Genomic DNA, 25,744 nt, shown 5'->3' on the forward strand with positions numbered 1-25,744 from the left:
TTGCAGACTATGACTGAAGCCCCAATCGAGATTACCGCGCACCCGGACCTGACAGGCATTACCGCTGACGACTGGGATGCCTGCGCATGCCCAGAGGGTGCCGAAGGCCGCCCCATCGATCCGTTCACGACCTATCGCTTCCTAAAGGCACTTGAGGACAGCGGTTCTGTCGGACCGGGTTCAGGCTGGCAGCCGCGCTATCTGACGGCGCAGACCAAAGGTCAGCTAATTGCCGTTGCCCCGCTTTATGCCAAAGGGCACAGTCAGGGCGAATATATCTTTGATCATAACTGGGCGCACGCATACGAAAACGCAGGCGGGCGTTATTACCCCAAATTACAAATCGCCGTGCCCTTCACCCCCGCCACAGGCCGCAGGTTTCTGACCCGACCGGGGTTCGAGGCCGTGGGGATGTCGGCCATTATCCAAGGCGCAATCCAGATTGCGGCCGACAATGAACTGTCGTCCGTCCACGCGACCTTCTGCACAGAGGCAGAGGCGATTGCAGGGGCCAAGATGGGCCTGCTGCACCGCATTGGTCAGCAATTTCATTGGGAAAATGACAGCTATGCCGATTTCGATGCCTTCCTTGCGTCGCTCTCGAGCCGCAAGCGCAAGAACATCCGCAAGGAACGTGCAACCGCCAACAGCTTTGGGGGTGAAATCATCGAATTGACCGGCGACCAGATCCAGCCGGAACATTGGGATGCCTTCTGGCGGTTCTATCAGGACACCGGGAACCGCAAATGGGGCACGCCTTATCTGACCCGCCAGTTCTTTGACTGCGCGCAGGAAAGCCTGCGCAATGATATGCTACTGGTGCTGGCCATGCGGGACGGACGCGCCGTCGCGGGTGCGCTCAATTTCATCGGGCGCGAAACGCTTTTTGGGCGTTATTGGGGCTGCACAGAACATCACCCCTGCCTGCATTTCGAATTGTGTTATTACCGAGCCATTGACTATGCAATCCGGTATGGGATGAAACGGGTCGAGGCGGGCGCGCAAGGCGAACACAAGCTGGCCCGCGGCTATCTGCCAGTTGCCACCCACAGCCTGCACTGGTTTGGCGATCCGGGCTTTCGGGACGCCGTAGCCAACTACCTTGAGGCAGAACGCGACGCCGTTGACCATGAAATCGAAGTGCTCACCAGTTACGGGCCTTTCCGCAAAACACATCAAGAGGAACAGCAATGACCGATAAACTGACCGATGCGGAACGCAGTGATCACATCGACCCGCTGTTGGAAAACGACTGGCAAATGGTCGATGGCCGCGATGCGATCCATAAGACGTTCATCTTTCGGAACTTTGTAGAGGCTTTTGGCTTTATGACTCGTGCAGCCATGTGGGCCGAAAAGCTGAACCACCATCCCGAATGGTCAAATGTCTACAAAACCGTCGAAGTAACGTTGACGACGCATGACGCAGATGGCCTAAGCGCACTCGATGCAAAATTGGCCAAGCGAATGGATGCGCTTGCTGGAGGATAATTTGGAAGACCTGTTGAATACCGTGATCTGGAACGGCAAGACCATTGCCGATCTGCTGTCGGCTGAATTTCTCGCCACAATGTTCGGTAGCGTCATTGCTGCGATCCTCATTCTATTTCTGGGGTTCATTGTCGGGGGATGGGCGCGCAGGCGGCTTGTCAATCTGGGCATCAGTCAAAAGCACCTTGACGAGACCCTGTTCAACTTTTTCGGCAATGTCGCACGCTATGTGATCATTGGCTTTGCAGTTATTTTTGTCCTTAATACCTTCGGGATTCAGACAACCTCATTTGTGGCCCTGATCGGTGCGGCGGGTCTGGCGATTGGTCTGGCACTCCAAGGCACCCTGTCCAACGTCGCCGCCGGTGTGATGATCGTCTTTTTCCGGCCCGTCAAAATCGGTGATTTTGTCGAGGTCAACGGCCAGATGGGTACCGTCAAAGATGTCACCCTGAACTTTATTGAACTGGCCTCGTCCGCCAATGTGCAAATCATTATTCCGAACGCGCAGGTCTGGGGCAATACGATCATCAACTACTCTACCTACGACACCCGCCGCGCCGAATGGACCTTTGGCGTCGGCTATGGCGCGAACCTGAAGCTTGCCGAAGAGGTAATCAGAAAAGTCATTTTGAATGACCCGCGCGCCAAGCAAGAACCAGCGCCTTTCATTCAAGTGAATAATCTGGGCGACAGTTCGGTCGATTTTCTGGTGCGGGTCTGGTGCGACAGGGCGGACCTGTTCCAGTTTCAGGCTGACATGAAACGCCAGGTGAAAGAGGCTTTTGACGAGGCGGGCATCGATATCCCTTTCCCGACACAGACAGTGGTGCAGGTGAAAGGCTGAGCCTGAAAGAGATGCGGCCCGATCAATTGATCGGGCCGCGCATCGTCAATTCGTGTCTGTTTCGGCGTCAGCCCATGGCTTCCAGCAATGTCTCGCCTGCAGAAATCTCACATTCGCCCGGATTTGTTTCGGCGTTCAGAATTTTTATCTCACCGTTTTCGACCAGCATCGAATAGCGCTTTGACCGGTCGACAAAGCCCACAGGCGCGGCACTGAAATTCATGCCGATGGCGGTTGTAAATTCGCTTTCCGCGTCTGCCAGCATCGTAATGCCGGTGTCATTTGCGCGCGTGCTGTCGCCCCATGCTTTCATAACAAAGGGATCATTCACTGCGACGCAGATAATCTCGTCCACGCCTTTTTCCATGAAATCATCGTAGGTAATCATAAAGCTGGGCACATGCGCGGTCGAACATGTCCCTGTGAAAGCGCCCGGCAATCCAAATATGACCACCTTACGGTCTTTCAGTTTGTCGCCCAGGGACACCTGCCTTGGTCCATCTTCGCCCATCACGAGCAATTTCGCGTCCGGTACCGTGTCACCAACCTTGATTGTCATTCAATTGATCCCCCAAAATCCATTTAAGTGTCTTGACCACTCTCATATAGAGTTCTTTACAGCAAGGGCCAGCTATCAAAGGTATCAAGAATATGGAACACATCGTTGTTGTCGGCGCGGGACAGGCGGGTGCCTCTTTGGTGGCCAAATTGCGCAGCGAAGGGTTTGAAGGGGACATCAGCCTGATCGGCGCCGAAAAGGTGCCGCCTTACCAACGCCCGCCACTTTCAAAAGCCTATTTGCTGGGGGAAATGCCCGAAGAACGGCTGTACCTGCGCCCTGCTGCATTCTACGAAGACCAACGGATTGATTTGCAGTTGGACCGCCGCGTAGTTGCCATCGATCCGGCCGCCAAGACCATCACCTGTGATGATGACGAGGTCATCTCATACGACCAGCTTGCCCTGACGGTCGGCGCGCATCCGCGCACCTTGCCTGCTGCAATCGGCGGGAATCTGGATGGCGTCTTTGCAGTGCGCAATCTGGCTGATGCCGATGCAATGTCTCCTGCCTTTGTGGCGGGCAAACATGTGCTGATCATCGGCGGTGGTTATATCGGTCTTGAGGCAGCGGCCGTCGCCGCAAAACTGGGCCTGAAGGTCACGCTGGTGGAAATGGCCGACCGTATTTTGCAGCGGGTGGCAGCGCCTGAAACATCCGACTATTTTCGCGCACTCCACCGCGCCCATGGCGTTGATATCCGCGAAGGTGTCGGCCTTGATCGTTTGTTGGGCGACGATTGTGTCACCGGTGCGCGCCTGACGGACGGAACCGAGCTAGACATTGATTTTGCCGTGGTCGGTGTCGGTATCAACCCGGCGACTATCCTTGCCGATAGCGCGGGGCTGGTCGTTGAAAACGGGATTGCCACGGACAGTCACGGTCGTACCTCTGACCCGCATATCTGGGCCGCCGGTGATTGCGCGACATGCCTGTTTGCAGGCGCGCCGATCCGGCTGGAAAGCGTGGGCAACGCCATTGATCAGGCAGAAGCGGTGGCCAAGAACATGCTGGGCCAAGACCAGCCCTATGTGCCGAAGCCCTGGTTCTGGTCAGATCAATACGACTGCAAACTGCAAATCGCCGGCCTGAATATGGGCTACACCGATGTTTACATTCGCAAGGGGGATGCGCCGGGGGTCCAGTCGCATTGGTATTACAAGGGGGATGAACTGATCGCGGTGGATGCCATGAATGATGCACGCAACTACATGATCGGCAAACGCCTGATTGAGTCGGGGCGCAGCCCTGCGCCTGCCGTCATCACGGACCCGGCAACGGACATGAAAGCCCTGCTGAAGTCGTGAGGATCATTGCAGGCACCCATCGGGGCACAACGCTTGCCGATGTAGGTAAGGGAGACGCGAGCGCGCATTTGCGCCCCACATCTGACCGGGTCCGCGAAAGTCTGTTCAATGTGCTGCAAGGCGGGCGCTTAGGCGACCCGATCTCCGGTGCCCGCGTGCTTGACCTTTTTGCGGGGACAGGCGCACTGGGACTGGAGGCCCTGTCGCGCGGTGCGGCACATGTGACCTTTGTTGACAGCGGACGCGTGGCGCAAAAGCTGATCAAGGACAATATCGCCAAGCTGGGCAGGCAGACCGACAGTACTGTCGTCGCCACCGATGCGCGCAAACTTCCGGCGGGCGCGCTGTGCGATCTGATATTTCTTGATCCACCCTATGGACAAAACCTTGGCCTGCCAGCTCTGCAAGCTGCACAGGCCAAGGGTTGGATCGCGCCGGACGCGCTGATTGTGTGGGAAGAAAACCAACCACAGATCGCGCCTGCCGGATTTCAGAAACTGGATCAGCGCCGCTATGGCGACACATGGATCACGGTGATGCGTCATGCCCCCTGAGTTGGTAATCTTTGACTGCGACGGCGTGCTGGTCGATACCGAACCTGCGACCGATGCGATACTTTCAGAAAACCTGACCCGTCACGGTCTCCCGATTGCGCCACACGAGGTCCACCAATTGTTCGCTGGCTGCACCATGGCTGGCGTTGAGGTCGCGGCACGAAAGCGCGGCGCAAACCTGCCCAACGGGTGGCTGGACGACATCTATGATGCGGTCTTTGCGGAACTGCGCAAAGGCGTGCCGGTCATTGCGGGCGTGATAGATTTGATTGCCCAATGCGACGCGGCAGGCGTGCGGCGGGCCATCGCCTCCAACGGGCCCATCAAAAAGATGGAGATTTCACTGACACCAAGCGGGCTTTGGGACCTTTTTGAGGGACGCATTTACAGCGGGCATGACCATGGCCCAAAACCCAAGCCTGACATGTTGCAACGGATCATGGCAGATGCGAACGTTGCAGCCCAAAACACAGTGATGATCGACGATATGCCTGCGGGATTCAACGCCGCCAAGGCCGCAGGCGTCCGCTGTTTCGGCTACGTTGCGGATGGTGATCCTGCAAGGATCGGGGACAGCCGTGCGCGCCCGGTCAGCCACATGAGCGAAATTGCCGCCGCATTGGGGCTGAAGGCACGTTGAGACGCCAGCCGTTAGCCACTGTCGCCTGAAAGCAGCATTTGTTTGAGGTCCTGCACCACGGCCGGCATTTCGTGCAGGTTCAGCGCTGAATGCAGATCCACCAGATGACTTTGCATCAATTCTTCGGCGCGGTCGCCATCCTTGTCCGCAATCGCCTTGATCAACGCGTGATGTGCCTGACTTTCGCATAGCGCACTTTCGCGCCGCCAATAGAGGGCAATAATCAGTGAAGACCGGGCAATCAACACATTCACCATATCTGTGATCGTCTGCTGACCCGCAATGCGCGCAATCTCAAGGTGGAACTGGCCGGACAGAAAAAGCGCCCGCCCGCGATCACCTGCGTCCAGGGCAGAATGTTCCTGCAAAATATGCGCCTGCAATACGTCGATATCAGCGGGTTTCGCCCGTAGTGCCGCACTGCGTGCGGTACGTGGCTCCAGCAGTTCGCGCGCCTCGAACACCTCATGTGCTTCGGTCAGACTGGGCTGGGCTACAAAAGCACCGCGATTACGCTTGATTTCGACCACTTGTTGATGGGCCAAAGACTGCAATGCCGCGCGCACAATCGTGCGGGAGACGCCGTAGATATCTGACAGGTCATCCTCACCCAGCTTGGTACCGGGGGCCAGTCGATGTTCGTGGATCGCACGTGACAAGGCAGCGGCGATGCCTGCGCTCGAAACCGGGGAATCACTAGCGGTATTTGTTGCGGCCATGCGGTGCTCCTTGGAGCGGGAATGCCAGACAGGTGCATCCGGAACAAGCCGGAACGGATCTTCGCCGATTTACTTATTGATTGTATACAACAATGCGCACAATAATCAGGCATCACATGGGCAGGGCGCATGAATTTGAGGCGGAAGCATACTTTCAGACGCAGCACCGCGCTGTATGCATTGCATGAAGCGGGGTCGCATGGGTTTCATTCTTCCAACAGATAGGGACAAAATATGAATGCTGTGGCTCAAGACCTCGAACTTGTGTCTGTAACAAAGCGGTACGGTGCGACAGTCGCCGTGGACGCCATCAATTACCACTTCAAGCCTGACAGCTATACCTGTCTGCTTGGGCCGTCAGGCTGTGGCAAATCATCTACCCTGCGGATGATCGCAGGCCACGAAAGCGTCAGCGACGGGTCAATCCTCCTGGCAGGTCGCGATATTTCCGATCTTCCGCCAGCCAAACGTGGCACCGCGATGATGTTCCAGAATTACGCGCTGTTCCCGCATCTGAGCGTGCTGGATAACGTCGCTTTCAGCCTCAAGATGAAGGGGGTCGATTCTGCGGCCCGCAAAAGCCAGGCGCACGAAATGCTGGAACTGGTCGATCTGACAGCTCTTGCAGACCGCATGCCTGACCAGCTTTCGGGGGGGCAGCAACAACGCGTCGCCCTTGCCCGCGCGCTGATCACACGCCCGCAGGTGTTGCTGTTGGACGAACCCCTTTCGGCACTCGACCCTTTCCTGCGGATCAGAATGCGCAGCGAGTTGCGCAAGTTGCAAAAGGAACTGGGAATAGGCTTTGTGCATGTCACCCATGGTCAGGACGAGGCGCTGGCGCTGGCCGACGATATCATCGTGATGAACAACGCCGTAATCGAACAGGCAGGTCCGGCGCGCGACGTGTTCAATGCGCCCAAGACAAGGTTCGTGGCGCAATTCATGGGTGGTCATAATGTGATTGCCCTGCCTGACGGACATTTTGCGATTCGCACCGACGCCGTTGGCGTCACCTCTGCCGATGCAGGCCTTATCGAGGCGCAAGTGACCGCCGTAGAATATCAAGGCACCCATGTATCGCTGTCATCACGCATTACTGGCGATCAGGAAGTAACGGCTCTGGTGCCCGACGACACATTCTTTGCCAACCCGCATCACCCCGGCGACCGTATCGGACTGCATTGGGATGCCAAGAACCTACACCAACTGACGGCCTGAACGCCGCGACCTCACCCACAAGGAGAAATAAATGACCGAGACGACCAAGAAACTATCCCGCCGGAGCGTGCTGAAAGGTGCCACCGCAACCGCCGCCTTCACCGCCGGGTCAACATTGGGCGCACCGATGATCTGGGCGCAGAACATCAAGGATGTGACCATCCGCCAGTTCGGCACAGGGGTTTCCAACCTCAATGAAGTTGCGCAAAAGGTGAAGGAAGATCTGGGCTTTACTCTGGAAATGACCGCACTGGACACCGACAGCGTGACCCAGCGTGCCGCGACACAGCCCAACAGCTTTGACATCGCCGATATCGAATATTTCATCTGTAAAAAGGTCTGGGCCGCAGGCAACCTGCAAGCCATGGACACCACCAAGCTGGACAATTACGACAAGATCGTCGGCATCTTCCGCAACGGTAAATTGACGCCAGACAGTGAAATTGCACAAGGGACTGCACCGCACACCGTGGGCTTTACCACTGGCCAGAACGGCACAGAGTTTGTGCAGGAAGAATCCGGCTGGATGACCCTGATCCCCACGATCTACAACGCCGACACGCTGGGCATTCGCCCTGACCTGATCAACAGACCCATCAACAACTGGTCCGAGTTGCTGAACCCCGAGTTCGCGGGCAAGGCCTCAATCCTTGATATTTCTTCCATCGGGATCATGGACATGGCGATGGTCGTGGAATCCATGGGCGAATACACCTACCCCGACAAAGGCAACATGACGAAGGAAGAGATCGACCTGACAATCGGCATCTTTACCGAAGCCAAGAAGAACGGCCAGTTCCGCGCCTTCTGGAAGTCATTCGACGAAAGCGTCAACCTGATGGCATCGGGCGAGGTCGTGATCCAGTCGATGTGGTCGCCCGCGATCACCGCTGTCAAATCCCAAGGCATTCCGTGCGTCTATCAGCCGCTGGAAGAAGGCTACCGGTCTTGGGGTGGCGGTCTGGGCATCTCTGCCGCGCTGTCGGGATTGGAACTTGAAGCCGCTTATGAATACATCAACTGGTATCTGTCCGGCTGGGTCGGCGGCTTCCTGATGCGTCAGGGCTATTATTCTGCCGTGCCTGAAACCTCCAAGGCGTTCATGTCTGAAAACGAATGGGGCTACTGGTTCGAAGGCAAAGAAGCCACCGACGCGATCACATCGCCATTTGGTGATGCACTGGCAGGCGCCGGCGACGTGCGCGACGGTGGTTCGTTCGAAGAACGGATGGGTGCTGTCGCTTGCTGGAACTCTGTCATGGACGAAAACCAGTATATGGTCCGCAAGTGGAATGAATTCATCGCGGCCTAAAATACGACCTGGTGCGCTGCCTTTGGCAGCGCACCACCTCTCCTGACGTTCGGACACCCCATGCAAAAGCTTCGCGAAAACAATGCCCTGATGGGCTGGTTGATGGTATCGCCGCTGGCATCTGTGCTGCTGGTGTTTCTGGTCGCCCCGATCATCATGATCGTCATTGTCAGCTTCTGGCGGGCGACAGAATTTTCGATCATTCCCGCGTTTGTCTGGGAAAACTATGAGTTTCTGTTCGGGTCGCCCGTGACCTACACAGTCTTTCTGAACACTTTCAAATATGCACTGATCACATGGATTTTCACCGTGTTGATCGGATTTACAGTCGCCTATTATCTTGCCTTCCATGTCCGCAGCCTGACTTGGCAGATCGCACTTTTCCTGTTGTGCACGATTCCCTTCTGGACCTCGAACATCATCCGCATGATTTCGTGGATTCCGTTTCTGGGGCGGAATGGCATTGCCAATTCGGCGCTCATTTCATGGGGCGTGATTGACGAACCGGTCGAATGGCTGCTGTTCAGCGACTTTGCAGTCATCCTGGCCTTTGTGCATCTTTACACGCTTTTCATGGTGGTCCCGATCTTCAACACGATGATGCGGATCGACAAATCTCTGATCGAAGCAGCACGGGACGCAGGCGCAAACGGCGTGCAAATTCTATGGAATATCATCATCCCACTGACCAAACCCGGCATCATGATTGGCACGATTTTTGTCGTGACCCTTGTGATGGGCGACTTTATCACCGTGCGTTTCATGTCCGGCTCACAATCCGCCAATGTCGGGCGGTTGATTTCCAATGACATCGCGCTGCTGCAATACCCAAGCGCCTCGGCCACGGCGATCATCCTGCTGATTACGGTATTGATGGTGATTGGTATTCTGCTGCGCTTCGTCAACATCCGAAAGGAGCTGTAGGATGGAGCCGCGCCCCCGTTCGTTCTATGTCCTCACCGCGTTCTTCGTGCTTTTCATCCTGTTTCTTTACGGGCCGACCATCACAATCGGTATCCTGTCCTTTCAGGGCGAAGGCGGCGGGCTGACATTCCCGATGCGGGGCGTGTCGCTCTATTGGTTCTTTGATCTGTTCGAACAACAGGCCGTGGGCGATATATGGGGCAGCTTCCGGCGCAGCCTTGTGCTTGGCCTGATGGTCATGGTCACGACAGTTGTCGTGTCAGTCATGGGCGGGTTGGCCTTTCGCAAGAAATTCCCCGGCTCCAGCATTCTGTTCTATCTGATCATCACATCGCTGGTGATCCCCTCGATCCTGATATCGCTCGGCGTTGGCCTGCTGTTTTCGCAATCGGGGTTGGACGTACATTGGTCCACCTCCGGCTTTGGCTCGCAACTGACATGGACGCTGCCATTCGGGCTGCTGATCATGTTTGCGGTCTTCAACCGGTTCGATAAAAGTTACGAAGAGGCCGCCCGCGACCTTGGTGCCACCCCTTGGCAGACGATCAGGCACGTTGTCTTGCCGATCATCGCCCCATCGCTGATCGGGGTCGCACTGTTCGGCTTTACCCTCAGCTATGACGAGTTTGCACGCACGTTGCTGACCGCGGGCAGTTACAACACTCTCCCTCTTGAGATTTACGGTATGACGACCAATGTGACATCGCCAGTGCTTTACGCCTTGGGAACACTGACGACCCTGTTCTCGCTCTTGATCATTGGCGTTTTCCTTGCATTGGCATTGCTGGCAAACCGCCGCCGTGCGCGTGCAGGGTCCGACGCGGGCAAGGGTGTGTGATGATCATTCTCATCAACCCCAACAGCACGGTGTCCATGACAGAGGCCATGGTGGACACTGCCCGAAAAACACGGCCGGACAGCAAGATTGTCGGATGGACATCGCATGCCGGGCCGCCCGCAATTCAAGGGCCCCAAGACGGAGAGGCCGCCGTGCCGCCCCTACTGGAGCTAGTGAAAAAGGCCAACGCCGATGGCGCTACAGCCATCATCATTGGCTGCTCGGACGACACTGGTCTTGACGAAGCCCGCGCCATGTCCCCCTGCCCTGTGATCGGGATCGGGCAGGCAGGTTATCACATGGCCTGTCTGGCCAGTCCGCGGTTTTCAGTGGTCACAACGCTGGCCGTCTCCGTCCCAATTCTGGCCGGAAACATCGAAAGCTATGGTTTGGGACAGCAGATGGCAAAGGTGCGTGCCAGTGGGGTGCCGGTTCTGGCGCTCGAAACCGACCGCACCAATGCAACCGCCCAAGTCATGGCCGAAATCGACAAGGCCCGGCAGGAGGATGATATCGGCGCCGTGGTACTGGGCTGTGCGGGTATGGTGCATATCATCGACGCATACGCCGAAACCTACCCGATCAGGTTGATCGACGGTGTGCGTGCTGCAACCCAAATCGCCAGCACTTTCTAGCTGTTGAGGCTGGCCATCAGTTGATAAAACTTCTCGCCCTGCACGGCGACATGCCCGCGCAAGGCGGCGGCAGCCTGTTCGGGGTCGCCTTCCTGTAGGGCGGCGACAATCGCCACATGCTCGGCCATCGACTGGTCCAACCTGCCACGAAACCGCAATTGGACCTTGCGATAGGGTTTCAGCCGATTTTGCAGCCGTAGCGCCTGTTTCTCCAGATAGCTGTTGGCCGCACTTTCATAGATCACCTGATGGAAAATCTCGTTCTGCGCGTAATAGCCTGCGTGATCCTGCTGAGCGAGCGCACGCTGGCAATTTTCATTTGCGGCGACCAATCGGTCCAGGGCGCTATCCGTGATGCGCAGTGCGGCATACCTGCCGCAAGCGGCCTCAAGCTCGGCCATGGTTTCGAACATTTCCATCAGTTCAACAGGGCCGGGTTGCCGCACAAATACACCGCGACGGGGAATCTGCTCGGCCATGCCAGAGGCCACAAGCGCATGCAGCGCTTCGCGAATAGGCGTACGCGAGACGCAAAACTGTTCTGCAAGTTTGAGTTCGTCAAGACGCTCTCCATCCTTGAATTCACCTGAAAACACAAGTTGTTCCAGCGTTTCGGCAATCTTGTCTGCGCGTCTTACTTCCATGACACTGCTTAACACGCCAGCCGCCGAGAATGCAATATCTGCATTTTTGTATACAAGATATTTGACCTTGAATGCGAAATGTGAAACCTATGGGCGGTAGATTTGGGCGTTGTCCCTGATCACACCTAGGGAGGAAACAATGAAATCGAATTTCTTGATGACAGCCGTCGCTGTCGCATGTCTTGGTTTTGGCGCGGCTGCAAATGCAGAGACATTGCGCCTGTCACATCAATGGTCCAACACCGATATCCGCCATCAAGTCGCGCAAATCGTTGCAGACGGGGTCGCCGAAGCCGGCGTTGATCTGGAAATCCAGATTTTTGGCTCGCAGTCACTGTTCAAAGCGCGCGAACAATATCGGCCACTTAGCCGGGGGCAGTTGGATATGACCGTCTTGCCGCTCAGCTATGCAGGCGGACAACAACCGGCCTACAACCTGACTCTGATGCCCGGCCTCGTGAAAAACCACGACCACGCTGCACGGCTCAGCGCATCGCCTTTCATGGCCGCACTTGAAGAAAAGATGGCCGATGATGACGTCATGGTGCTTGTCCATGGCTATCTGGCAGGTGGTTTTGTCGGGAAAGACAAATGCATCACAGCGCCCGAAGATGTCGCGGGCTTGCAGATCCGCGCAGCTGGCAAGTCGTTTGAACAAATGCTTGCCGGGGCAAATGCATCCATCGCGTCCATGGCATCGTCCGAAATCTATAACGGTATTCAGACCGGCGTTTTGACGGCCGCGAACACGTCATCATCGTCCTTCGTATCCTACCGGATCTATGAACAGGTCAGCTGCTACACGCCAGCAGGCGACGTCGCCCTTTGGTTCATGTACCAGCCAATGCTGATGAACAAATCCACGTTTGACGCACTCAACGCGGACCAGCAAGCCGCCCTTTTGGCCGCAGCAGAAAAGGCGCAAGCCTACTACCTTGAGGAAGCCAAGAAAGAGGACGCCGCATCTGAACAGGTGTTCCGCGATGCGGGCGTCGAAATCGCCGAGATGTCACAGGATGATTTCAACGCATGGCGCGCATTGGCGCAGGAAACCTCGTACAAAGCCTTTATCGAAGAGGTCCCTGACGGGCAGGCGCTTCTGGATATGGCGCTCGCCGTCGAATAATCGCGACGAGAGAGGCGCCAAACGGTGCCTCTCTCTCTGCTTCTTTTTTCGGACAATGAAGGAAAGCTTATGGCTGGCCAAAGCTCTGCCGTTGCATCGCACACGGGCACAAATCCCTTTTTGAAATTCGTGGCCGCACTTTCGACCGTCGCGGGTTGGTGTTCGGCAGCGATGATCGTTTCGGCGGTTTTGATCACCTGTCAGATGATTTTCGTCCGGTTCGTGCTGAATGGCTCAACCATCTGGCAAACCGAGGCCGTGATCTATCTGGCCATCGGCTCTACCCTGATCGGGCTTCCGTATGTGCAGCGGCTGCGCGGGCATGTGAACGTGGACCTGATTCCGCTCACCATGGGGCCGCGCACGCGCTATTTTATGGCGCTGTTCACCTTGTCGCTGTCCATCATCATGGTCGCGATCATTCTGTGGTATGGTTATGAATTCTGGCATTTCGCCTATGAACGAAACTGGAAGTCAGACACCGTCTGGGGGGTGCGCCTATGGATACCCTATGCTGCCCTGCCGATTGGATTTGCCTTATTTTTGCTCCAACTGATCGCTGATCTGGTGGCCTTGATGTTGAAAATTGACAAGCCCTTCGGGCTGGAGGACGCGTAATGGACCCGTTGACGCTTGGGCTTTTGGTAGCTCTATGCACCATCGTCGTGCTGTTTTCCGGTGTGTCCGTCGCACTTGGACTACTGATCGTTTCCGCTGGCTTTCTGATGATCTTTGACGGGATGCGGTCGCTTGAACTGATCCCCGAAATCCTGTTCGGCAAGCTTGATAATTTCGCCCTTTTATCAATCCCGATGTTCATCATCATGGGGGCGTCGATCGCATCGACGCGCGCGGGCGCTGACCTTTATGAGGCGCTTGAGCGCTGGCTGACGCGTGTTCCCGGTGGCCTGGTGATTTCCAACCTTGGGGCCTGTGCGCTGTTTGCCGCCATGTCCGGCTCAAGCCCCGCGACCTGTGCAGCCATCGGCAAAATGGGTATCCCCGAGATGCGCAAGCGGGGCTATCCTGACGGTGTGGCGGCAGGTTCAATCGCAGCCGGGGGCACACTGGGCATATTGATCCCACCATCGGTGACGATGATCGTTTATGGCATCGCCACAGAAACCTCGATCGGGCGGCTTTTCCTCGCGGGAGTCTTTCCCGGCCTTCTGCTTGTCGCACTCTTCATGGCGTGGTCACTATTCTACACATGGCGGTACGGAGACCGCAAACTGTTGACGACAACAACCTATTCATGGGCTGAAAAGTTCGAAATCCTGCCGCGCGTTGTGCCGTTTCTGCTGATTATTCTTGGCGTGCTTTATGCGATGTATGGCGGCGTCGCGACTCCCTCTGAAACTGCCGCTGTCGGGGCATTGCTTTGCCTGCTGATCGCGATGGTGATCTATAAGCTGTGGAACCCGCGCGACCTTTGGATTGTCTTGCGTGACAGCACCAAGGAAAGCGTGATGATCCTGTTCATCATCGCGGCGGCAGGCGTGTTTTCCTACATGCTGTCGAGCCTCTTTATCACCCAATCCATCGCTGCATGGATCGGCACATTGGATGTAAACCCATGGGTGCTGATGCTTGCGGTCAACCTGTTCCTGCTGGTTGCAGGCTTCTTTTTGCCGCCTGTCGCGGTGATCCTGATGGCGGCGCCGATCTTGCTGCCAATCATCACCACCGCCGGGTTTGATCCGATCTGGTTTGCGGTCATTCTGACCATAAACATGGAAATCGGGCTGATCTCGCCGCCTGTGGGACTGAACCTTTACGTCATAAACGGCATCGCGCCGGATATCTCGCTCAAGACAATCCTGATGGGCTCCCTGCCCTTCGTCGCCTGCATGGTCATTGCGATTGTGCTGCTGTGCGTCTTTCCGCAAATTGCCACATGGTTGCCGAATGCCGTCATGGGAACACGCATGTGAGCTTTTTCAGCGATCTCATCTCGACAGTTTTCGAGCGTCGCTACCGCCGCGCGCTGTCTGATCAGGCAGACGGACGATCCCTGCGCGAACTGGCGATGGACCTGCTGGGCACCCGTGGTGAGGTGTCGGGCAGTGCGCTGGCCCATATGATCCTTGACCGTTATGCGGCGATGTCAACCGATGACAAAATCGCATTCTTTGACTTCCTGACCCACGACCTTGGGATCGTGGCCGAAGATGTGCAAATGACCCTGCACGCCTATCAGAACGTCCCGTCCAAAGACAGCTACCGCGCTTTTGCCGCCGCAAGCGAACCGCGGCGACAGGAACTTGCGCGGCGCCTGAATCAGGTGCCGGGCGGCACGGCGCAACTGGTCGCGATGCGCAGGGACCTGTTGCGCATGCTGGCAGATCACCCTGCATTTGCGCCGGTGGATGTCGATTTCAAACATTTGTTTTCATCATGGTTCAATCGCGGCTTTCTGGTCCTGCGCCCCATCAACTGGTCCAGCCCTGCGGAAATCCTTGAAAAGATCATCGCCTATGAAGCCGTGCACGCCATCGACAGCTGGGATGATCTGCGCCGCCGCCTGCAACCCGCAGACAGGCGCTGTTTTGGTTTTTTCCACCCCGCCATGGCGGACGAACCACTGATCTTTGTTGAAGTCGCGCTCACGCGCGGCATCCCCAACTCAGTTCAGGATTTGCTGGCCGACGCACGCACAGAGATTGAGCCCGAAGACGCCGACACCGCCGTATTCTACTCTATTTCAAACTGTCAGGCCGGCCTTGCTGGCATATCCTTTGGTAATTCACTTATAAAACAGGTCGTGTCAGACCTGTCGCGTGACTTGCCCCAATTGAAAAATTTCGTGACCTTGTCGCCCATCCCGGGATTAAACAAATGGCGCGAAGCGACGGGGCCGGAAACGACCGCAACCGATCAGGATCAGGCCATTGCTGCGTTTTACCTGTTAGAGGCCAAGCGCGCAGACGGCCTGCCTGTCGATCCCGTGGCACGGTTTCACCTTGGCAACGGTGCGATGATCCATGCCGTGCATGCGCATGCTGACTTATCCGAAAACGGCATGAAGCAATCAAATGGCACGATGGTGAATTACCTTTACGACCTGTCGCAAATCGCCAAGAACCACGAACAGTTCGTATCTGACGGCAGCGTCATCGCCTCAACCGAGGTCCGTACACTTGCTGCCACGGTTCACCGCGAAAAGTAGGAGCGTGAGAATGGCAAACCCTCTTTATGATACCCTCTTTGGCCAGCATCACGGCAAGTCCGGCACCTTTCTGCACATGCAGGATGGCACGACTATGTCCTATGCCGGTTTTCTGGGTCTGGCCGCACAATATGCCAACTTGCTGGTCCAGCTTGGCCTGAACCCCGGTGATCGCGCCGCCGTTCAGGTCCAAAAGTCACCGCAGGCGTTGGCCTTTTATGCGGCCTGTGTGCAGGCTGGCATCGTTTTCCTGCCTTTGAATACGGCCTATACGGCGGACGAGGTGCAGTATTTCGTCGAAAACAGCGGGGCGCGGGTTTTGCTGTGCGATCAGGCCAAGGCTGACAGCCTGCGACCCGTCGCAGAGGGCTGCGATGCAGCGCTGGAAACGCTGAATGGCGATGGAACCGGCAGCTTTGCCGACAAGGCCACAGCGCTTCCCGACAACTTTGATACGGTGGCACGCAGCACTGATGATCTGGCCGCGTTTCTTTACACATCCGGGACAACCGGGCGGTCAAAAGGGGCGATGCTGACACAGGGCAATCTTTTGTCAAATGCGCAGACGCTTGTGACGGAATGGCGCTTTACCGCAGATGATATATTGCTACATGCGTTGCCGATCTTTCATACGCATGGGCTATTCGTGGCTTCCAACATCACCTTGCTCGCAGGGGGGCAGATGATCTTTTTGCCCAAGTTCAATCTGGACGTGATGATCGAAAAGCTGCCATTGGCAACCGCCATGATGGGCGTTCCAACATTCTACACCCGTCTTTTGGGCGATGCGCGTTTTACCAAGGACCTTGTACAGCATATGCGCCTGTTCGTGTCGGGCAGCGCGCCCCTGCTTGCCGAAACCCATATCCAGTTCGAAGAGCGCACCGGCCACCGTATCCTTGAACGCTACGGCATGACGGAAACCAACATGAACACCTCCAACCCTTACGACGGCGAACGCAGGGCGGGCACTGTCGGCTTTCCCTTGCCGGGGGTGGAGTTGAAAATCACCGACAGCAAAACCGGCGCCACGCTGCCGCAAGGCGAGATTGGCGAGATCGAAGTCCGCGGTCCGAATGTCTTCAAAGGCTACTGGCAAATGCCCGAGAAGACCGCCGAAGAACTGCGCCCGGATGGATTCTTTATCACCGGCGATTTGGGGCAGATCGACAAAGACGGCTATGTCCAAATCGTCGGTCGCAACAAGGACCTGATCATCTCGGGGGGGTATAATATCTATCCCAAGGAAGTTGAGCTTTTGCTGGATGAACAGAACGGCGTGCTGGAAAGCGCTGTCATTGGTGTACCACACCCCGACTTTGGTGAAACGGTCGTCGGTATTATCGTGCCCGATGGCGACTCTGACCCCGATCTTGATGCGATTGCCGCTAACATCGGCACATCACTCGCGCGTTTCAAGCAACCCCAAAAGCTGATCGTCCGGGCGGAATTGCCGCGGAACACAATGGGCAAGGTACAAAAGAAAGCGCTGCGCGACGAATACGGGGCGCTGTTTGAAAAAGCGCGCAGCTAGGGTCAGGCGGTGCGATCGGTTTAATTGACACCTTTCAGTGGTCTGCTCTGGCGCAAGATATTGCGCCAGAGCGTTGGGTTTAGTGGCCGTACTTCTTGATCTCGCCGGATTGCAGGCGTGACGCATAAGACGCCAACTCTGCCCGCACCAGTTTCATCAGGAAATACAGGCAGAAGATGTTCACGACTGCCATCGCAAAGATCGCCGCATCAGAGAAGTCGATCACAGGACCAAGCGACGCAGCAGCCCCGATGACGATGAAGATGCAAAAGATGATCTTGAACACCAACTCTGTCGTCTTGCCTTCGCCAAACAGATAGGTCCACGCTTTCAGGCCGTAATAGCTCCATGAAATCATGGTCGAGAAGGCGAACAACACAACCGCAATTGCCAGAACATAAGGGAACCAGCTAATACCTGATGCGAATGCCGCAGAGGTCAGGGCAACACCTGAGTTCCCGTCGACAGTTGCGATGGCACTCCCCGCTTCGTTCAGGACGTAGTTGCCTGTTGCCGGATCAATGATCAGCTGTTGCGAGATCACAATTACCAAGGCTGTCATTGTGCAGATAACCACCGTGTCGATCAGCGGTTCAAGCAAGGACACAAACCCTTCGGTAATAGGCTCACTGGTTTTCACGGCAGAGTGCGCGATCGCGGCAGAGCCAACGCCCGCCTCGTTCGAGAAAGCCGCCCGTTTGAAGCCCTGGATCAACGCCCCGACCATGCCACCGGCAACACCCAATCCAGTAAAGGCACCGGCAAAGATCTGGCCAAACGCCCATCCGATCATGTCATAATTCACAATGAGAATGACCAAGGCCGCGCCCACATACAGAATACCCATCAATGGCACGACCTTTTCGGTCACATTCGCGATCGATTTGATCCCGCCAACAATCACGGCAAAGACGACACCCGCAAAAATGATCCCTGTAATCCAGCCCGGATAGTCGCCCACGATACCGGATATTTGCACATGCGCCTGATTGGCCTGGAACATATTGCCCCCGCCCAAAGCGCCCAGGATACAAAAGACGGAAAACAGGATTGCAAGAATCTTGCCACCCGGCAAGCCAAGTTCCGAAAACCCCTTTGAGATGTAATACATCGGGCCACCCGACACGGTGCCGTCGGGATATTCGTTCCGGTATTTCACGCCCAGCGTACATTCGGTGAATTTCGATGCCATACCCAGAAGGCCCGCCAAGATCATCCAGAAGGTAGCACCTGGCCCACCGATACCAACGGCAACAGCAACGCCCGCGATATTCCCTAGACCAACAGTACCCGAAAGCGCGGTCGCCAAGGCCTGAAAGTGGCTTACCTCGCCTGCATCGTTGGGATCAGTATAATCACCTTTGACCAATTGAATGGCATGTTTGAAAAACCGCAGCTGCACAAAACCGAAATAGAATGTGAAGATCGTTGCGGCGATGACCAGCCACATCACGATCCAAGGAAAAGCCGTGCCTGGAATCGGCGCGAAAATAAGGCTGACAAAGGGGCCTGTGATATTTGCAAAGACTTCGTTGACCTTGGCATCTATTCCCATTGCCTCTTGGGCAGCAAGCGGGCTGGACGTCAGGGCTGCAACGGCTGAGGCCAGCCAGAATTTGTATGAATGCATGATTCCGTCTCCTATCCGACGACCGTGACAGGCACATCTGCGGCCATGACGAGGTTCTGGGTTGAACTGCCGAAAATACGGCGGGTGAAACCGTCAGCCGATGAACGCCCGACAATGATTTGTGACGCGCCATTTTCGACGGCCAGCCTGTTCAAGGTTTCCGCCACATCACCGTGCCTGACCAGACCGCTGGCCTTGAAACCCGCGTCCTGCAGTCCGGTGACGGCAGGCTCCACGATGCGCGACGTCGCCAGCGTGATTTCCTCTTCGCGCCGCTTGTGGCGCTGTTCATTTTCTTCCGGTGTGTTGAATGTAAAGGGCGACCATTCGATCACATAAATGACCAACAATTCACACCCGTCGATCATGGTTGCGAGGTTTTTGGCAAATGTCAGGGCATGTTGGCCCGTATCCGTGCCATCAAGACCGATTGCAATTTTCACCGTCATTACGTCCTCCTTATTATAGCTATTCGTTTTTGTTGAAGGGGACGGCAGGGCGGAAAAAACACGCTCCGCCACATCTGATTCCCGCACCCCTCGGTCACCAGTATGTGTGATTTTCAGTGGCGAGTGGGAATTTTTCCCGAACTCAGGGCTGCGGCCTTGGAGAGAGGGTCGGCAAACCCATCACAAAGCGGGCAGTTTTCGATCAGTGCAGCGGATTGATGCCGCGCTTGTATCCCGCTTCAAGCGCTATGGACAAGCATAGGAAGTCGTCCGAACCAGCGGCTCGGACGTCCTACGCGTTAACCTATTGCTGGTGGTCAGTTTACCTGCCCGGCATGTGCTTCCACAGCTTTTCGGGCTGCTGCCACAAGTGCCGCGCCATCAAAGCCCTTGGCATCCATCTCTGCGATCCAATTTGCGGTGACAGTCTCGCCCAAAGCTTTGATGCGGGCGGTTTCTGCCTCTGACAACTGTGCGATTTCATTGCCGTCGGCGGCCATCAACGCGCGCCCACCAACATCGCCAGTATCATGGGCATGCCCTGCCCAGCGACTGGCCATCATGCCGGAATTGGCGTCAATCACGGCTTTCAGGTCCGCTGGCAGGCTTTCATACACATCCTTGTTCATCGCCCAGATGAAATAAAGGTTATAAAGCGCACGGTCCCCCGCGACATCGGTGTGACTGTCCGTCAGTTCGTTCAGTTTGAGCGATGGTGACATTTCCCAAGTGATGACACCGCCATCAACGACCCCCTTGGACAGGGCTTCAGGGAATTGCGGCACTGGCATGCCAATCGGTGTCGCGCCCAATTCCTGTAGCAACAAGGTCGCAGGGCGGGACGGGCCGCGCAGCTTGAGGCCTGCGAAATCCTCGACCGTTTGCACCGGTTCCCCGCGTTTATGCACGATACCGGGGCCATGCATATGGGCGGCAATCAGATGCACATCGGCGAAATCATCCATCAGAAACTGCTGGGTGAAATCCCATGCGGCAGCACTGGCCTCTTCCCCGGACTTTGTCGTCATGAAGGGCAGTTCCATTGCCTCGGCTTCGGGGAAACGGTTGGGCTGATAGCCGGGAATAACCCAGCCGCCATCGATGGCACCATCACGGATCAGATCATATTGGCTTGGGGCGGCTCCACCCAACTGCATAAAGGGATAAAGCTCCACCTTGATGCGGCCATTCGACTGTTCCTCAATCGCGTCGGCCCATGGCTGCATAAAGTAAGTCGGGTTCGCACTGGCCGGTGACACAAAATGCTGGAACCGCAATGTGACCTCTTGCGCCAGGGCAGAGGTTGCAGTCAGGCTGAAGGCTGCCGCAATAGCGGCTTGTTTGATCAGGTGCATCTTTTGCATCCTTTCTTTTCAATCATGTCTGGAAGGGCGTCACCGCTAGCGACGCTGTATAAATAGGCGCCGACACTAAATCCGACAAGTCCGGGCTATAGGTGAATATTGCGCCTGTTTTGTCCCTTTACCGCGGCACGTAGCATTGATTTGCCCCATGCCATTGACGCAAATCAAACGTTGTAGGTCGGATGAAACCTGCCACCGGGGGACAGCGTAAAGATATCTGCGCCATCCGCCGTGATCCCGATGGAATGTTCAAACTGCGCCGACAAGGACTTGTCACGGGTCACTGCGGTCCAATCGTCGGCAAGCACTTTGGTATCCGGGCGGCCCAGATTGACCATCGGCTCGATGGTAAAGAACATGCCTTCCTCCAGCATAGGGCCGGTGCCGGGGCGGCCATAATGGACCACGTTCGGCGGCGCGTGAAAAACGCGCCCCAGACCATGCCCGCAAAAGTCGCGGACCACAGACATGCGATTGCTTTCCACATAAGTCTGGATCGCGTGGCCGATATCGCCAAACGTATTGCCCGGCTTTGCGGCCTCGATTCCCTTCATCAGGGCGTCATGTGTGACCTGAATCAGGCGCTCAGGCTTGCGGGCCAGATTGCCCGCGACATACATGCGGCTGGTGTCGCCAAACCAGCCATCGACGATGACGGTTACGTCGATATTCAGGATATCCCCGTCTTTCAGTTTCTTGTCGCCGGGGATGCCATGGCAGACGACATGATTGACCGATATGCAACTGGCGTGCTTGTAACCCTTGTAGCCGATCGTGGCCGAGGTCGCACCGGCGTCACCCACCCACTGTTCAATCAGGCGGTCAAGTTCGCCGGTGGTCTGACCGGGAAAGACATGTTCCGCGATATCATCCAGAATTTGCGCGGCCAGTCTGCCCGCCACATGCATGCCCGCGAAGTCTGCGGGTTCGTGGATGCGGATACCGTCTTTGGTGATGCGGCCATTGCTCGTCTGCACAGGTGTCGTCCTTTGTCGCTGTCAATTCTGCACATATGGGAAATCTGAGTTGAGTTCTAGAGCCGGACAGGGATGATCTTGTCCAGTGTGATCGCAACCGGAGATATGGCACAAGACATGGCGAGACATTGCACGCCCGTGGCCGTTGCTTTAGCGACGGCTTCTGCATAGGTCGGGTCGATATCACGCGCAAACCCGACAACGTCGCAATCGGTGCGCTGCACCAGATAGAACATGACCGCGCGGTGCCCCTGCGCCACCATATTGCCCAACTCATCCAGATGTTTTGCCCCCCGCGCCGTGACGCTGTCGGGGAATTCTGCCAGCCCCGGCGTCCGGGACAAGGTTACGCTCTTGACCTCCACATATGTATCGGGGCCCTGCCCGCTCAATAAAAAATCAATCCGGCTATTCTCGCCGTATCTGACTTCCGGCCGGACCAGATCGTAGTCGGGCAAACCGGGCACCTTATGGGCGATCAATGCGGTTTTGAGCAGCCTGTTGGGCAATGATGTATCGACTCCGGTGAAATGCCCGTTTTCATGATCCACCAGACGCCAGCCGTACTTCAGCTTTTTCCTGGGGTCGTCATTGGGTTCCGCCCAGAGTTTCGTACCCGGTTCGGCCAGACCCATCATTGATCCGGGATTGGCGCAATGGGCCGTAACCTCGCGGCCATCTTCAAGCCGGATATCGGCCAAAAACCGTTTATAGCGCCGGATCAGACGGGCAGGCATAAGAGGCGTGGAAAAAACCATTGCCGCACCCTATAACGATTCCAATCTGACGAAGGAATACCACAATGCCCAATCCCACCGCCGCCATGCTTGTCATCGGGGATGAGATTCTATCAGGGCGCACGCGTGACGCGAACATGCACTATCTGGCGGGCCAACTCACCGAGGCCGGTATCGACCTTAGGGAGGTCCGCGTCGTCAGTGACGATTCGTCGGCGATCGTGGCCGCCGTCAAAGCGCTGTCTGCCAGCTATGATACTGTTTTCACAAGTGGCGGCATCGGGCCAACCCATGATGATATCACCGCCGACTGTATCGCCGAGGCCTTTGGGGTGCATATCGACGTACGCGATGATGCCCGCGCCCTGCTGGCGGCACATTATGCCAAAACCGGCTCAGAGTTGAACACAGCAAGATTGCGCATGGCCCGCATACCGGACGGAGCAACTCTGATCGACAATCCCGTCAGCGTGGCCCCCGGCTTCAAGATCGGCAATGTATATGTGATGGCAGGCGTGCCATCAGTGTTTCAGGCAATGGTAGCAAGCGTTCTGCCAACGCTCACGGGTGGCGCCCCACTGATATCGCGCAGTCTGCGAGTGGTGCGGGGTGAAGGAGATATCGCAGAACCGCTTGGTGTATTTGCCACGCAGTTCTCTGATCTTTCGGTGGGGTCATACCCCTTTCAGAAAGACGGGATTTATGGCGCGAATATCGTTGTGCGCGGGACGGATGCCGCCAGACTGGATAGCGCCATGGCAACCTTGGAAAGCATATTTGCGGCGTGACCTTACCTTCGGCCCAGAAGCTTTATGCCATTATTGATGGCACCTGGCCCGCGTCTGCCAAGCAGGCGCTGGGTCCATGGACTGTGCGTCTGGATGACAGCGGCAGCAGTCGGGTCAGCGCCGCCACGGCAGAAGCACCCGCCACCGCCGAAGATATGGACCACGCCGCAGCATCCATGCTGGAGGCGGGCCAGAACCCCCTGTTCATGATCCGCGAGGGCGAGGAATGGCTGGACCGCGCGCTTGAGGCGCAAGGCTACGTCATCAAGGACCCAGTCAACATGTACGCCGCCCGGATTGAAGACATCGCCACCGAACGCCCGCCACCGATCACATCGTTCGAGGTCTGGCCGCCGCTGACCGTACAGAACGAGATTTGGGAGGCAGGCGGCATCGGCTTTGGCCGCCAAGCCATTATGGACAGGGCCCGTCCGCCGAAAATCAGCCTGCTTGGGCGTCTTGATGATCAGCCTGCCGGCACCGCCTACGTGGGTATGGCAGCAGACTGTGTGATGATCCATGCTCTTGAAATTGCAAAAGAACATCGCAGGAAGGGGCTGGCTGCCCATATGACGCGCGCGGCTGCCTATTGGGGCATATCGCAGGGTGCCAAATTCATCACCCTTGTTACGACACAGAACAATGGTCCTGCTAACGCGCTCTATACTTCCCTCGGGATGGAGGTTGTGGGACAATACCACTATCGCAGCCTACCGGAGTAGACCCCTTGACCAAGCAACCAACTGCCCTTGACCTGCCAATGGTCGACCCGCTGCCCGAAAACACCCGGAAATACTTTGATGTCTGTCAGGACAAGCTGGGCATGGTGCCCAATGTGTTGCAAGCCTACGCCTTTGACATCGACAAACTGAACGCATTCACGGCGCTATATAACGATACGATGCTCGCCGCTTCCGGGCTGTCAAAGCTGGAACGCGAAATGATTGCTGTCGTTGTGTCCTCGATCAACAAATGCTTCTATTGCCTCACCGCCCACGGTGCCGCCGTGCGCGCCCTGTCCAGCAATCCCCAACTGGGGGAAATGCTGGTCATGAACTGGCGTGTCGCCCCCTTGGATGCACGGCAGACGGCCATGTTGGAATTTGCAGAGCTTGTCACTATGTCCAGCGCCAAAGTCGGCGAAACCGACCGCGACGCACTGCGTCAGGTGGGCTTTAGCGACCGTGATATCTGGGATATCGCATCTGTGACGGGCTTTTATAACATGAGCAACAGGATCGCATCCGCCACCGATATGCGCCCGAATGAAGAATACCATACACAGGCCAGATGACACGGTTTCTACTCTCGATTTTACTGACAATGTGGGGCTTTGCCCTGCCCGCGCAGATTCTTGACTTTCCAAGCAACGCAACCCTGCAAATGGAAGAGGTCAGCGCGCTCGACAGTTACGCCATGCCGATCAACGTGTGGAAGAACGGGATCATGCCAACCGAACTGGTCGAGGGCGAAATGACCCAACAGGCATGGCGGATAGATGCACAGTCCTTGACGACTTTGCAGCTATTGCGTCCGTTTCGTGAACAACTCCGCAATGCACGCTATCAGATCATGTTCGAGTGCCAGACTGAGCAATGCGGCGGGTTCGATTTCCGCTTTGGCAGCCCGACATTGCCGCCCCCCGAGATGCAGATCAATCTGGGCGACTTTCGTTATCTGGCCGCATGGCGGTTTGGCGATGATGGTGCCGAATATATCAGCCTTTTTGTCAGCCGCACTGATGTCGCCGGGTTTGTGCAGATCACCCGCGTCGCGCCGCCCAGTGATGATCTGGACACGCTTGCCACATCCTCGGCCCCGATTGCGCGCGGCATCGGCACTGTCGATGGTGCATTGTCTTTGCAGATGGAAAACGTCGGCCGCGCAGTCCTGAATGACCTCACTTTTGAAATCGGTTCATCGCAACTGGGCGCGGGTCCGTTTGGGTCATTGCAGGCGCTTGCCGATTACCTGGCCGCGCAGCCCGATCAAAAGGTTGCCCTTGTTGGTCATACCGATTCCGCAGGGTCGCTCGAGGCAAATATCGCGCTGTCAAAGCAGCGGGCAGCGTCTGTTCTGGAACGCCTTGTCGCCGATTACGGAGTCGACAGGCAACAGATGGAAGCGGAAGGGATGGGCTATCTTGCCCCGTTGGCAACAAACCTCACAGAAGAGGGGCGCGAGGCCAACAGGCGTGTCGAGGTCATCATCGTTTCGACCCGGTAAAAAGAAAAGCGCGGCCAAAAACACAGCCGCGCCAGTTCAGTACTACACTTGGGA

The 25,744-nt window shown here is 56.5% G+C and carries 28 protein-coding genes; 20 read left to right on the forward strand and 8 right to left on the reverse strand.

Annotated elements, in window-relative coordinates; all coding sequences use genetic code 11:
* Positions 1–9: 9 nt before the first annotated feature.
* From C8N45_RS10520 to C8N45_RS10530, 3 genes are read left to right on the forward strand one after another with little or no spacing between them, the layout of a single operon-like run.
* Positions 10–1,194 (forward strand): GNAT family N-acetyltransferase, encoded by a 1,185-nt coding sequence (locus tag C8N45_RS10520; RefSeq protein ID WP_108386365.1) that lies wholly within the window; start codon positions 10–12, stop codon positions 1,192–1,194.
* On the forward strand, positions 1,191–1,490 hold the full coding sequence (locus tag C8N45_RS10525) for a 4a-hydroxytetrahydrobiopterin dehydratase (RefSeq protein ID WP_108386201.1): 300 nt from the start codon (positions 1,191–1,193) through the stop codon (positions 1,488–1,490). The genes C8N45_RS10520 and C8N45_RS10525 overlap by 4 nt, the downstream gene beginning before the upstream one ends.
* A complete protein-coding gene (locus C8N45_RS10530; protein WP_245882632.1) occupies positions 1,447–2,337 on the forward strand; it encodes a mechanosensitive ion channel family protein in 891 nt (296 codons plus the stop codon). Before C8N45_RS10525 ends, C8N45_RS10530 begins: the two co-directional genes overlap by 44 nt.
* Before the next feature lie 67 nt (positions 2,338–2,404).
* Here C8N45_RS10530 and C8N45_RS10535 read toward each other — a convergent pair whose 3' ends face one another.
* Entirely contained in the window at positions 2,405–2,896 is a 492-nt protein-coding gene (locus tag C8N45_RS10535) for a peroxiredoxin (protein ID WP_108386203.1), read from the reverse strand.
* Between the two features lie 92 nt (positions 2,897–2,988).
* Between C8N45_RS10535 and C8N45_RS10540 the strand changes: the two genes are divergently transcribed.
* Genes C8N45_RS10540 through C8N45_RS10550 form a run of 3 tightly spaced genes read left to right on the forward strand, consistent with a single transcriptional unit; the run spans position 2,989 to position 5,397 of the window.
* Positions 2,989–4,203, forward strand: coding sequence for an NAD(P)/FAD-dependent oxidoreductase (locus tag C8N45_RS10540; protein WP_108386204.1), 1,215 nt, complete (start codon positions 2,989–2,991; stop codon positions 4,201–4,203).
* On the forward strand, positions 4,200–4,757 hold the full coding sequence (rsmD, locus tag C8N45_RS10545) for a 16S rRNA (guanine(966)-N(2))-methyltransferase RsmD (protein WP_108386205.1): 558 nt from the start codon (positions 4,200–4,202) through the stop codon (positions 4,755–4,757). Before C8N45_RS10540 ends, rsmD begins: the two co-directional genes overlap by 4 nt.
* Positions 4,747–5,397 (forward strand): HAD family hydrolase, encoded by a 651-nt coding sequence (locus C8N45_RS10550; RefSeq protein ID WP_108386206.1) that lies wholly within the window; start codon positions 4,747–4,749, stop codon positions 5,395–5,397. The genes rsmD and C8N45_RS10550 overlap by 11 nt, the downstream gene beginning before the upstream one ends.
* Positions 5,398–5,408: 11 nt before the next feature.
* Here C8N45_RS10550 and C8N45_RS10555 read toward each other — a convergent pair whose 3' ends face one another.
* Positions 5,409–6,116 (reverse strand): GntR family transcriptional regulator, encoded by a 708-nt coding sequence (locus C8N45_RS10555; RefSeq protein WP_108386207.1) that lies wholly within the window; start codon positions 6,114–6,116, stop codon positions 5,409–5,411.
* A 234-nt stretch (positions 6,117–6,350) separates the two neighbouring features.
* Between C8N45_RS10555 and C8N45_RS10560 the strand changes: the two genes are divergently transcribed.
* The 5 genes from C8N45_RS10560 to C8N45_RS10580 are packed head-to-tail and all read left to right on the forward strand — an operon-like array spanning position 6,351 to position 11,046.
* On the forward strand, positions 6,351–7,337 hold the full coding sequence (locus tag C8N45_RS10560) for an ABC transporter ATP-binding protein (RefSeq protein ID WP_108386208.1): 987 nt from the start codon (positions 6,351–6,353) through the stop codon (positions 7,335–7,337).
* Positions 7,338–7,368: 31 nt separating this feature from the next.
* A complete protein-coding gene (locus tag C8N45_RS10565) occupies positions 7,369–8,649 on the forward strand; it encodes an ABC transporter substrate-binding protein (RefSeq protein ID WP_108386209.1) in 1,281 nt (426 codons plus the stop codon).
* 60 nt (positions 8,650–8,709) lie between these two features.
* On the forward strand, positions 8,710–9,573 hold the full coding sequence (locus C8N45_RS10570; protein ID WP_108386210.1) for an ABC transporter permease: 864 nt from the start codon (positions 8,710–8,712) through the stop codon (positions 9,571–9,573).
* Position 9,574: 1 nt separating this feature from the next.
* Entirely contained in the window at positions 9,575–10,411 is an 837-nt protein-coding gene (locus C8N45_RS10575) for an ABC transporter permease (protein ID WP_108386211.1), read from the forward strand.
* On the forward strand, positions 10,411–11,046 hold the full coding sequence (locus C8N45_RS10580) for an aspartate/glutamate racemase family protein (RefSeq protein WP_108386212.1): 636 nt from the start codon (positions 10,411–10,413) through the stop codon (positions 11,044–11,046). The genes C8N45_RS10575 and C8N45_RS10580 overlap by 1 nt, the downstream gene beginning before the upstream one ends.
* Here the strand turns inward: C8N45_RS10580 and C8N45_RS10585 are convergent.
* On the reverse strand, positions 11,043–11,690 hold the full coding sequence (locus C8N45_RS10585) for a GntR family transcriptional regulator (protein WP_108386213.1): 648 nt from the start codon (positions 11,688–11,690) through the stop codon (positions 11,043–11,045). The two genes, C8N45_RS10580 and C8N45_RS10585, sit on opposite strands and share 4 nt — an antisense overlap.
* Positions 11,691–11,829: 139 nt before the next feature.
* On the opposite strand from C8N45_RS10585, the gene dctP reads away from it, so the two are divergent.
* The 5 genes from dctP to C8N45_RS10610 all read left to right on the forward strand — a co-directional run bounded on the left by dctP (position 11,830) and on the right by C8N45_RS10610 (position 17,519).
* Positions 11,830–12,816, forward strand: a complete 987-nt coding sequence (dctP, locus tag C8N45_RS10590; protein ID WP_108386214.1) for a TRAP transporter substrate-binding protein DctP — start codon at positions 11,830–11,832, stop codon at positions 12,814–12,816.
* Between the two features lie 69 nt (positions 12,817–12,885).
* Positions 12,886–13,434 carry a TRAP transporter small permease gene (locus tag C8N45_RS10595; protein ID WP_108386215.1) on the forward strand — a complete coding sequence of 183 codons (549 nt, stop codon included), beginning with the start codon at positions 12,886–12,888 and terminating at the stop codon, positions 13,432–13,434.
* Positions 13,434–14,750, forward strand: a complete 1,317-nt coding sequence (locus C8N45_RS10600; protein WP_108386216.1) for a TRAP transporter large permease — start codon at positions 13,434–13,436, stop codon at positions 14,748–14,750. Before C8N45_RS10595 ends, C8N45_RS10600 begins: the two co-directional genes overlap by 1 nt.
* Positions 14,747–15,985 (forward strand): malonyl-CoA decarboxylase, encoded by a 1,239-nt coding sequence (locus tag C8N45_RS10605; protein WP_108386366.1) that lies wholly within the window; start codon positions 14,747–14,749, stop codon positions 15,983–15,985. The genes C8N45_RS10600 and C8N45_RS10605 overlap by 4 nt, the downstream gene beginning before the upstream one ends.
* Before the next feature lie 10 nt (positions 15,986–15,995).
* Positions 15,996–17,519, forward strand: coding sequence for a malonate--CoA ligase (locus C8N45_RS10610; protein WP_108386217.1), 1,524 nt, complete (start codon positions 15,996–15,998; stop codon positions 17,517–17,519).
* A gap of 79 nt (positions 17,520–17,598) precedes the next feature.
* On the opposite strand, the gene C8N45_RS10615 is transcribed toward C8N45_RS10610, so the two are convergent.
* The 5 genes from C8N45_RS10615 to sfsA form a co-directional block, all read right to left on the reverse strand.
* Positions 17,599–19,149 carry an alanine/glycine:cation symporter family protein gene (locus C8N45_RS10615; RefSeq protein ID WP_108386218.1) on the reverse strand — a complete coding sequence of 517 codons (1,551 nt, stop codon included), beginning with the start codon at positions 19,147–19,149 and terminating at the stop codon, positions 17,599–17,601.
* An 11-nt stretch (positions 19,150–19,160) separates the two neighbouring features.
* Complete coding sequence (locus C8N45_RS10620; protein WP_108386219.1) at positions 19,161–19,598, reverse strand: universal stress protein; 438 nt, start codon at positions 19,596–19,598, stop codon at positions 19,161–19,163.
* A gap of 317 nt (positions 19,599–19,915) precedes the next feature.
* Positions 19,916–20,962 (reverse strand): TRAP transporter substrate-binding protein, encoded by a 1,047-nt coding sequence (locus C8N45_RS10625; protein WP_375342466.1) that lies wholly within the window; start codon positions 20,960–20,962, stop codon positions 19,916–19,918.
* A 164-nt stretch (positions 20,963–21,126) separates the two neighbouring features.
* Complete coding sequence (map, locus tag C8N45_RS10630) at positions 21,127–21,939, reverse strand: type I methionyl aminopeptidase (RefSeq protein WP_108386220.1); 813 nt, start codon at positions 21,937–21,939, stop codon at positions 21,127–21,129.
* Positions 21,940–21,995: 56 nt separating this feature from the next.
* A complete protein-coding gene (sfsA, locus tag C8N45_RS10635; protein WP_108386221.1) occupies positions 21,996–22,697 on the reverse strand; it encodes a DNA/RNA nuclease SfsA in 702 nt (233 codons plus the stop codon).
* A 44-nt stretch (positions 22,698–22,741) separates the two neighbouring features.
* On the opposite strand from sfsA, the gene C8N45_RS10640 reads away from it, so the two are divergent.
* Genes C8N45_RS10640 through C8N45_RS10655 form a run of 4 tightly spaced genes read left to right on the forward strand, consistent with a single transcriptional unit; the run spans position 22,742 to position 25,690 of the window.
* Positions 22,742–23,464, forward strand: coding sequence for a competence/damage-inducible protein A (locus C8N45_RS10640; RefSeq protein ID WP_108386222.1), 723 nt, complete (start codon positions 22,742–22,744; stop codon positions 23,462–23,464).
* On the forward strand, positions 23,461–24,186 hold the full coding sequence (locus tag C8N45_RS10645; RefSeq protein WP_108386223.1) for a GNAT family N-acetyltransferase: 726 nt from the start codon (positions 23,461–23,463) through the stop codon (positions 24,184–24,186). Before C8N45_RS10640 ends, C8N45_RS10645 begins: the two co-directional genes overlap by 4 nt.
* Positions 24,187–24,191: 5 nt before the next feature.
* A complete protein-coding gene (locus C8N45_RS10650; protein WP_245882633.1) occupies positions 24,192–24,758 on the forward strand; it encodes a peroxidase-related enzyme in 567 nt (188 codons plus the stop codon).
* The gene (locus C8N45_RS10655; protein WP_108386225.1) at positions 24,755–25,690 is read left to right on the forward strand and encodes an OmpA family protein; all 936 of its coding nucleotides are present in this window, start codon (positions 24,755–24,757) and stop codon (positions 25,688–25,690) included. The genes C8N45_RS10650 and C8N45_RS10655 overlap by 4 nt, the downstream gene beginning before the upstream one ends.
* The last annotated feature ends 54 nt before the right edge of the window (positions 25,691–25,744 follow it).

Origin of the sequence: Yoonia sediminilitoris (assembly GCF_003058085.1) — a bacterium.
GTDB lineage: Bacteria > Pseudomonadota > Alphaproteobacteria > Rhodobacterales > Rhodobacteraceae > Yoonia > Yoonia sediminilitoris.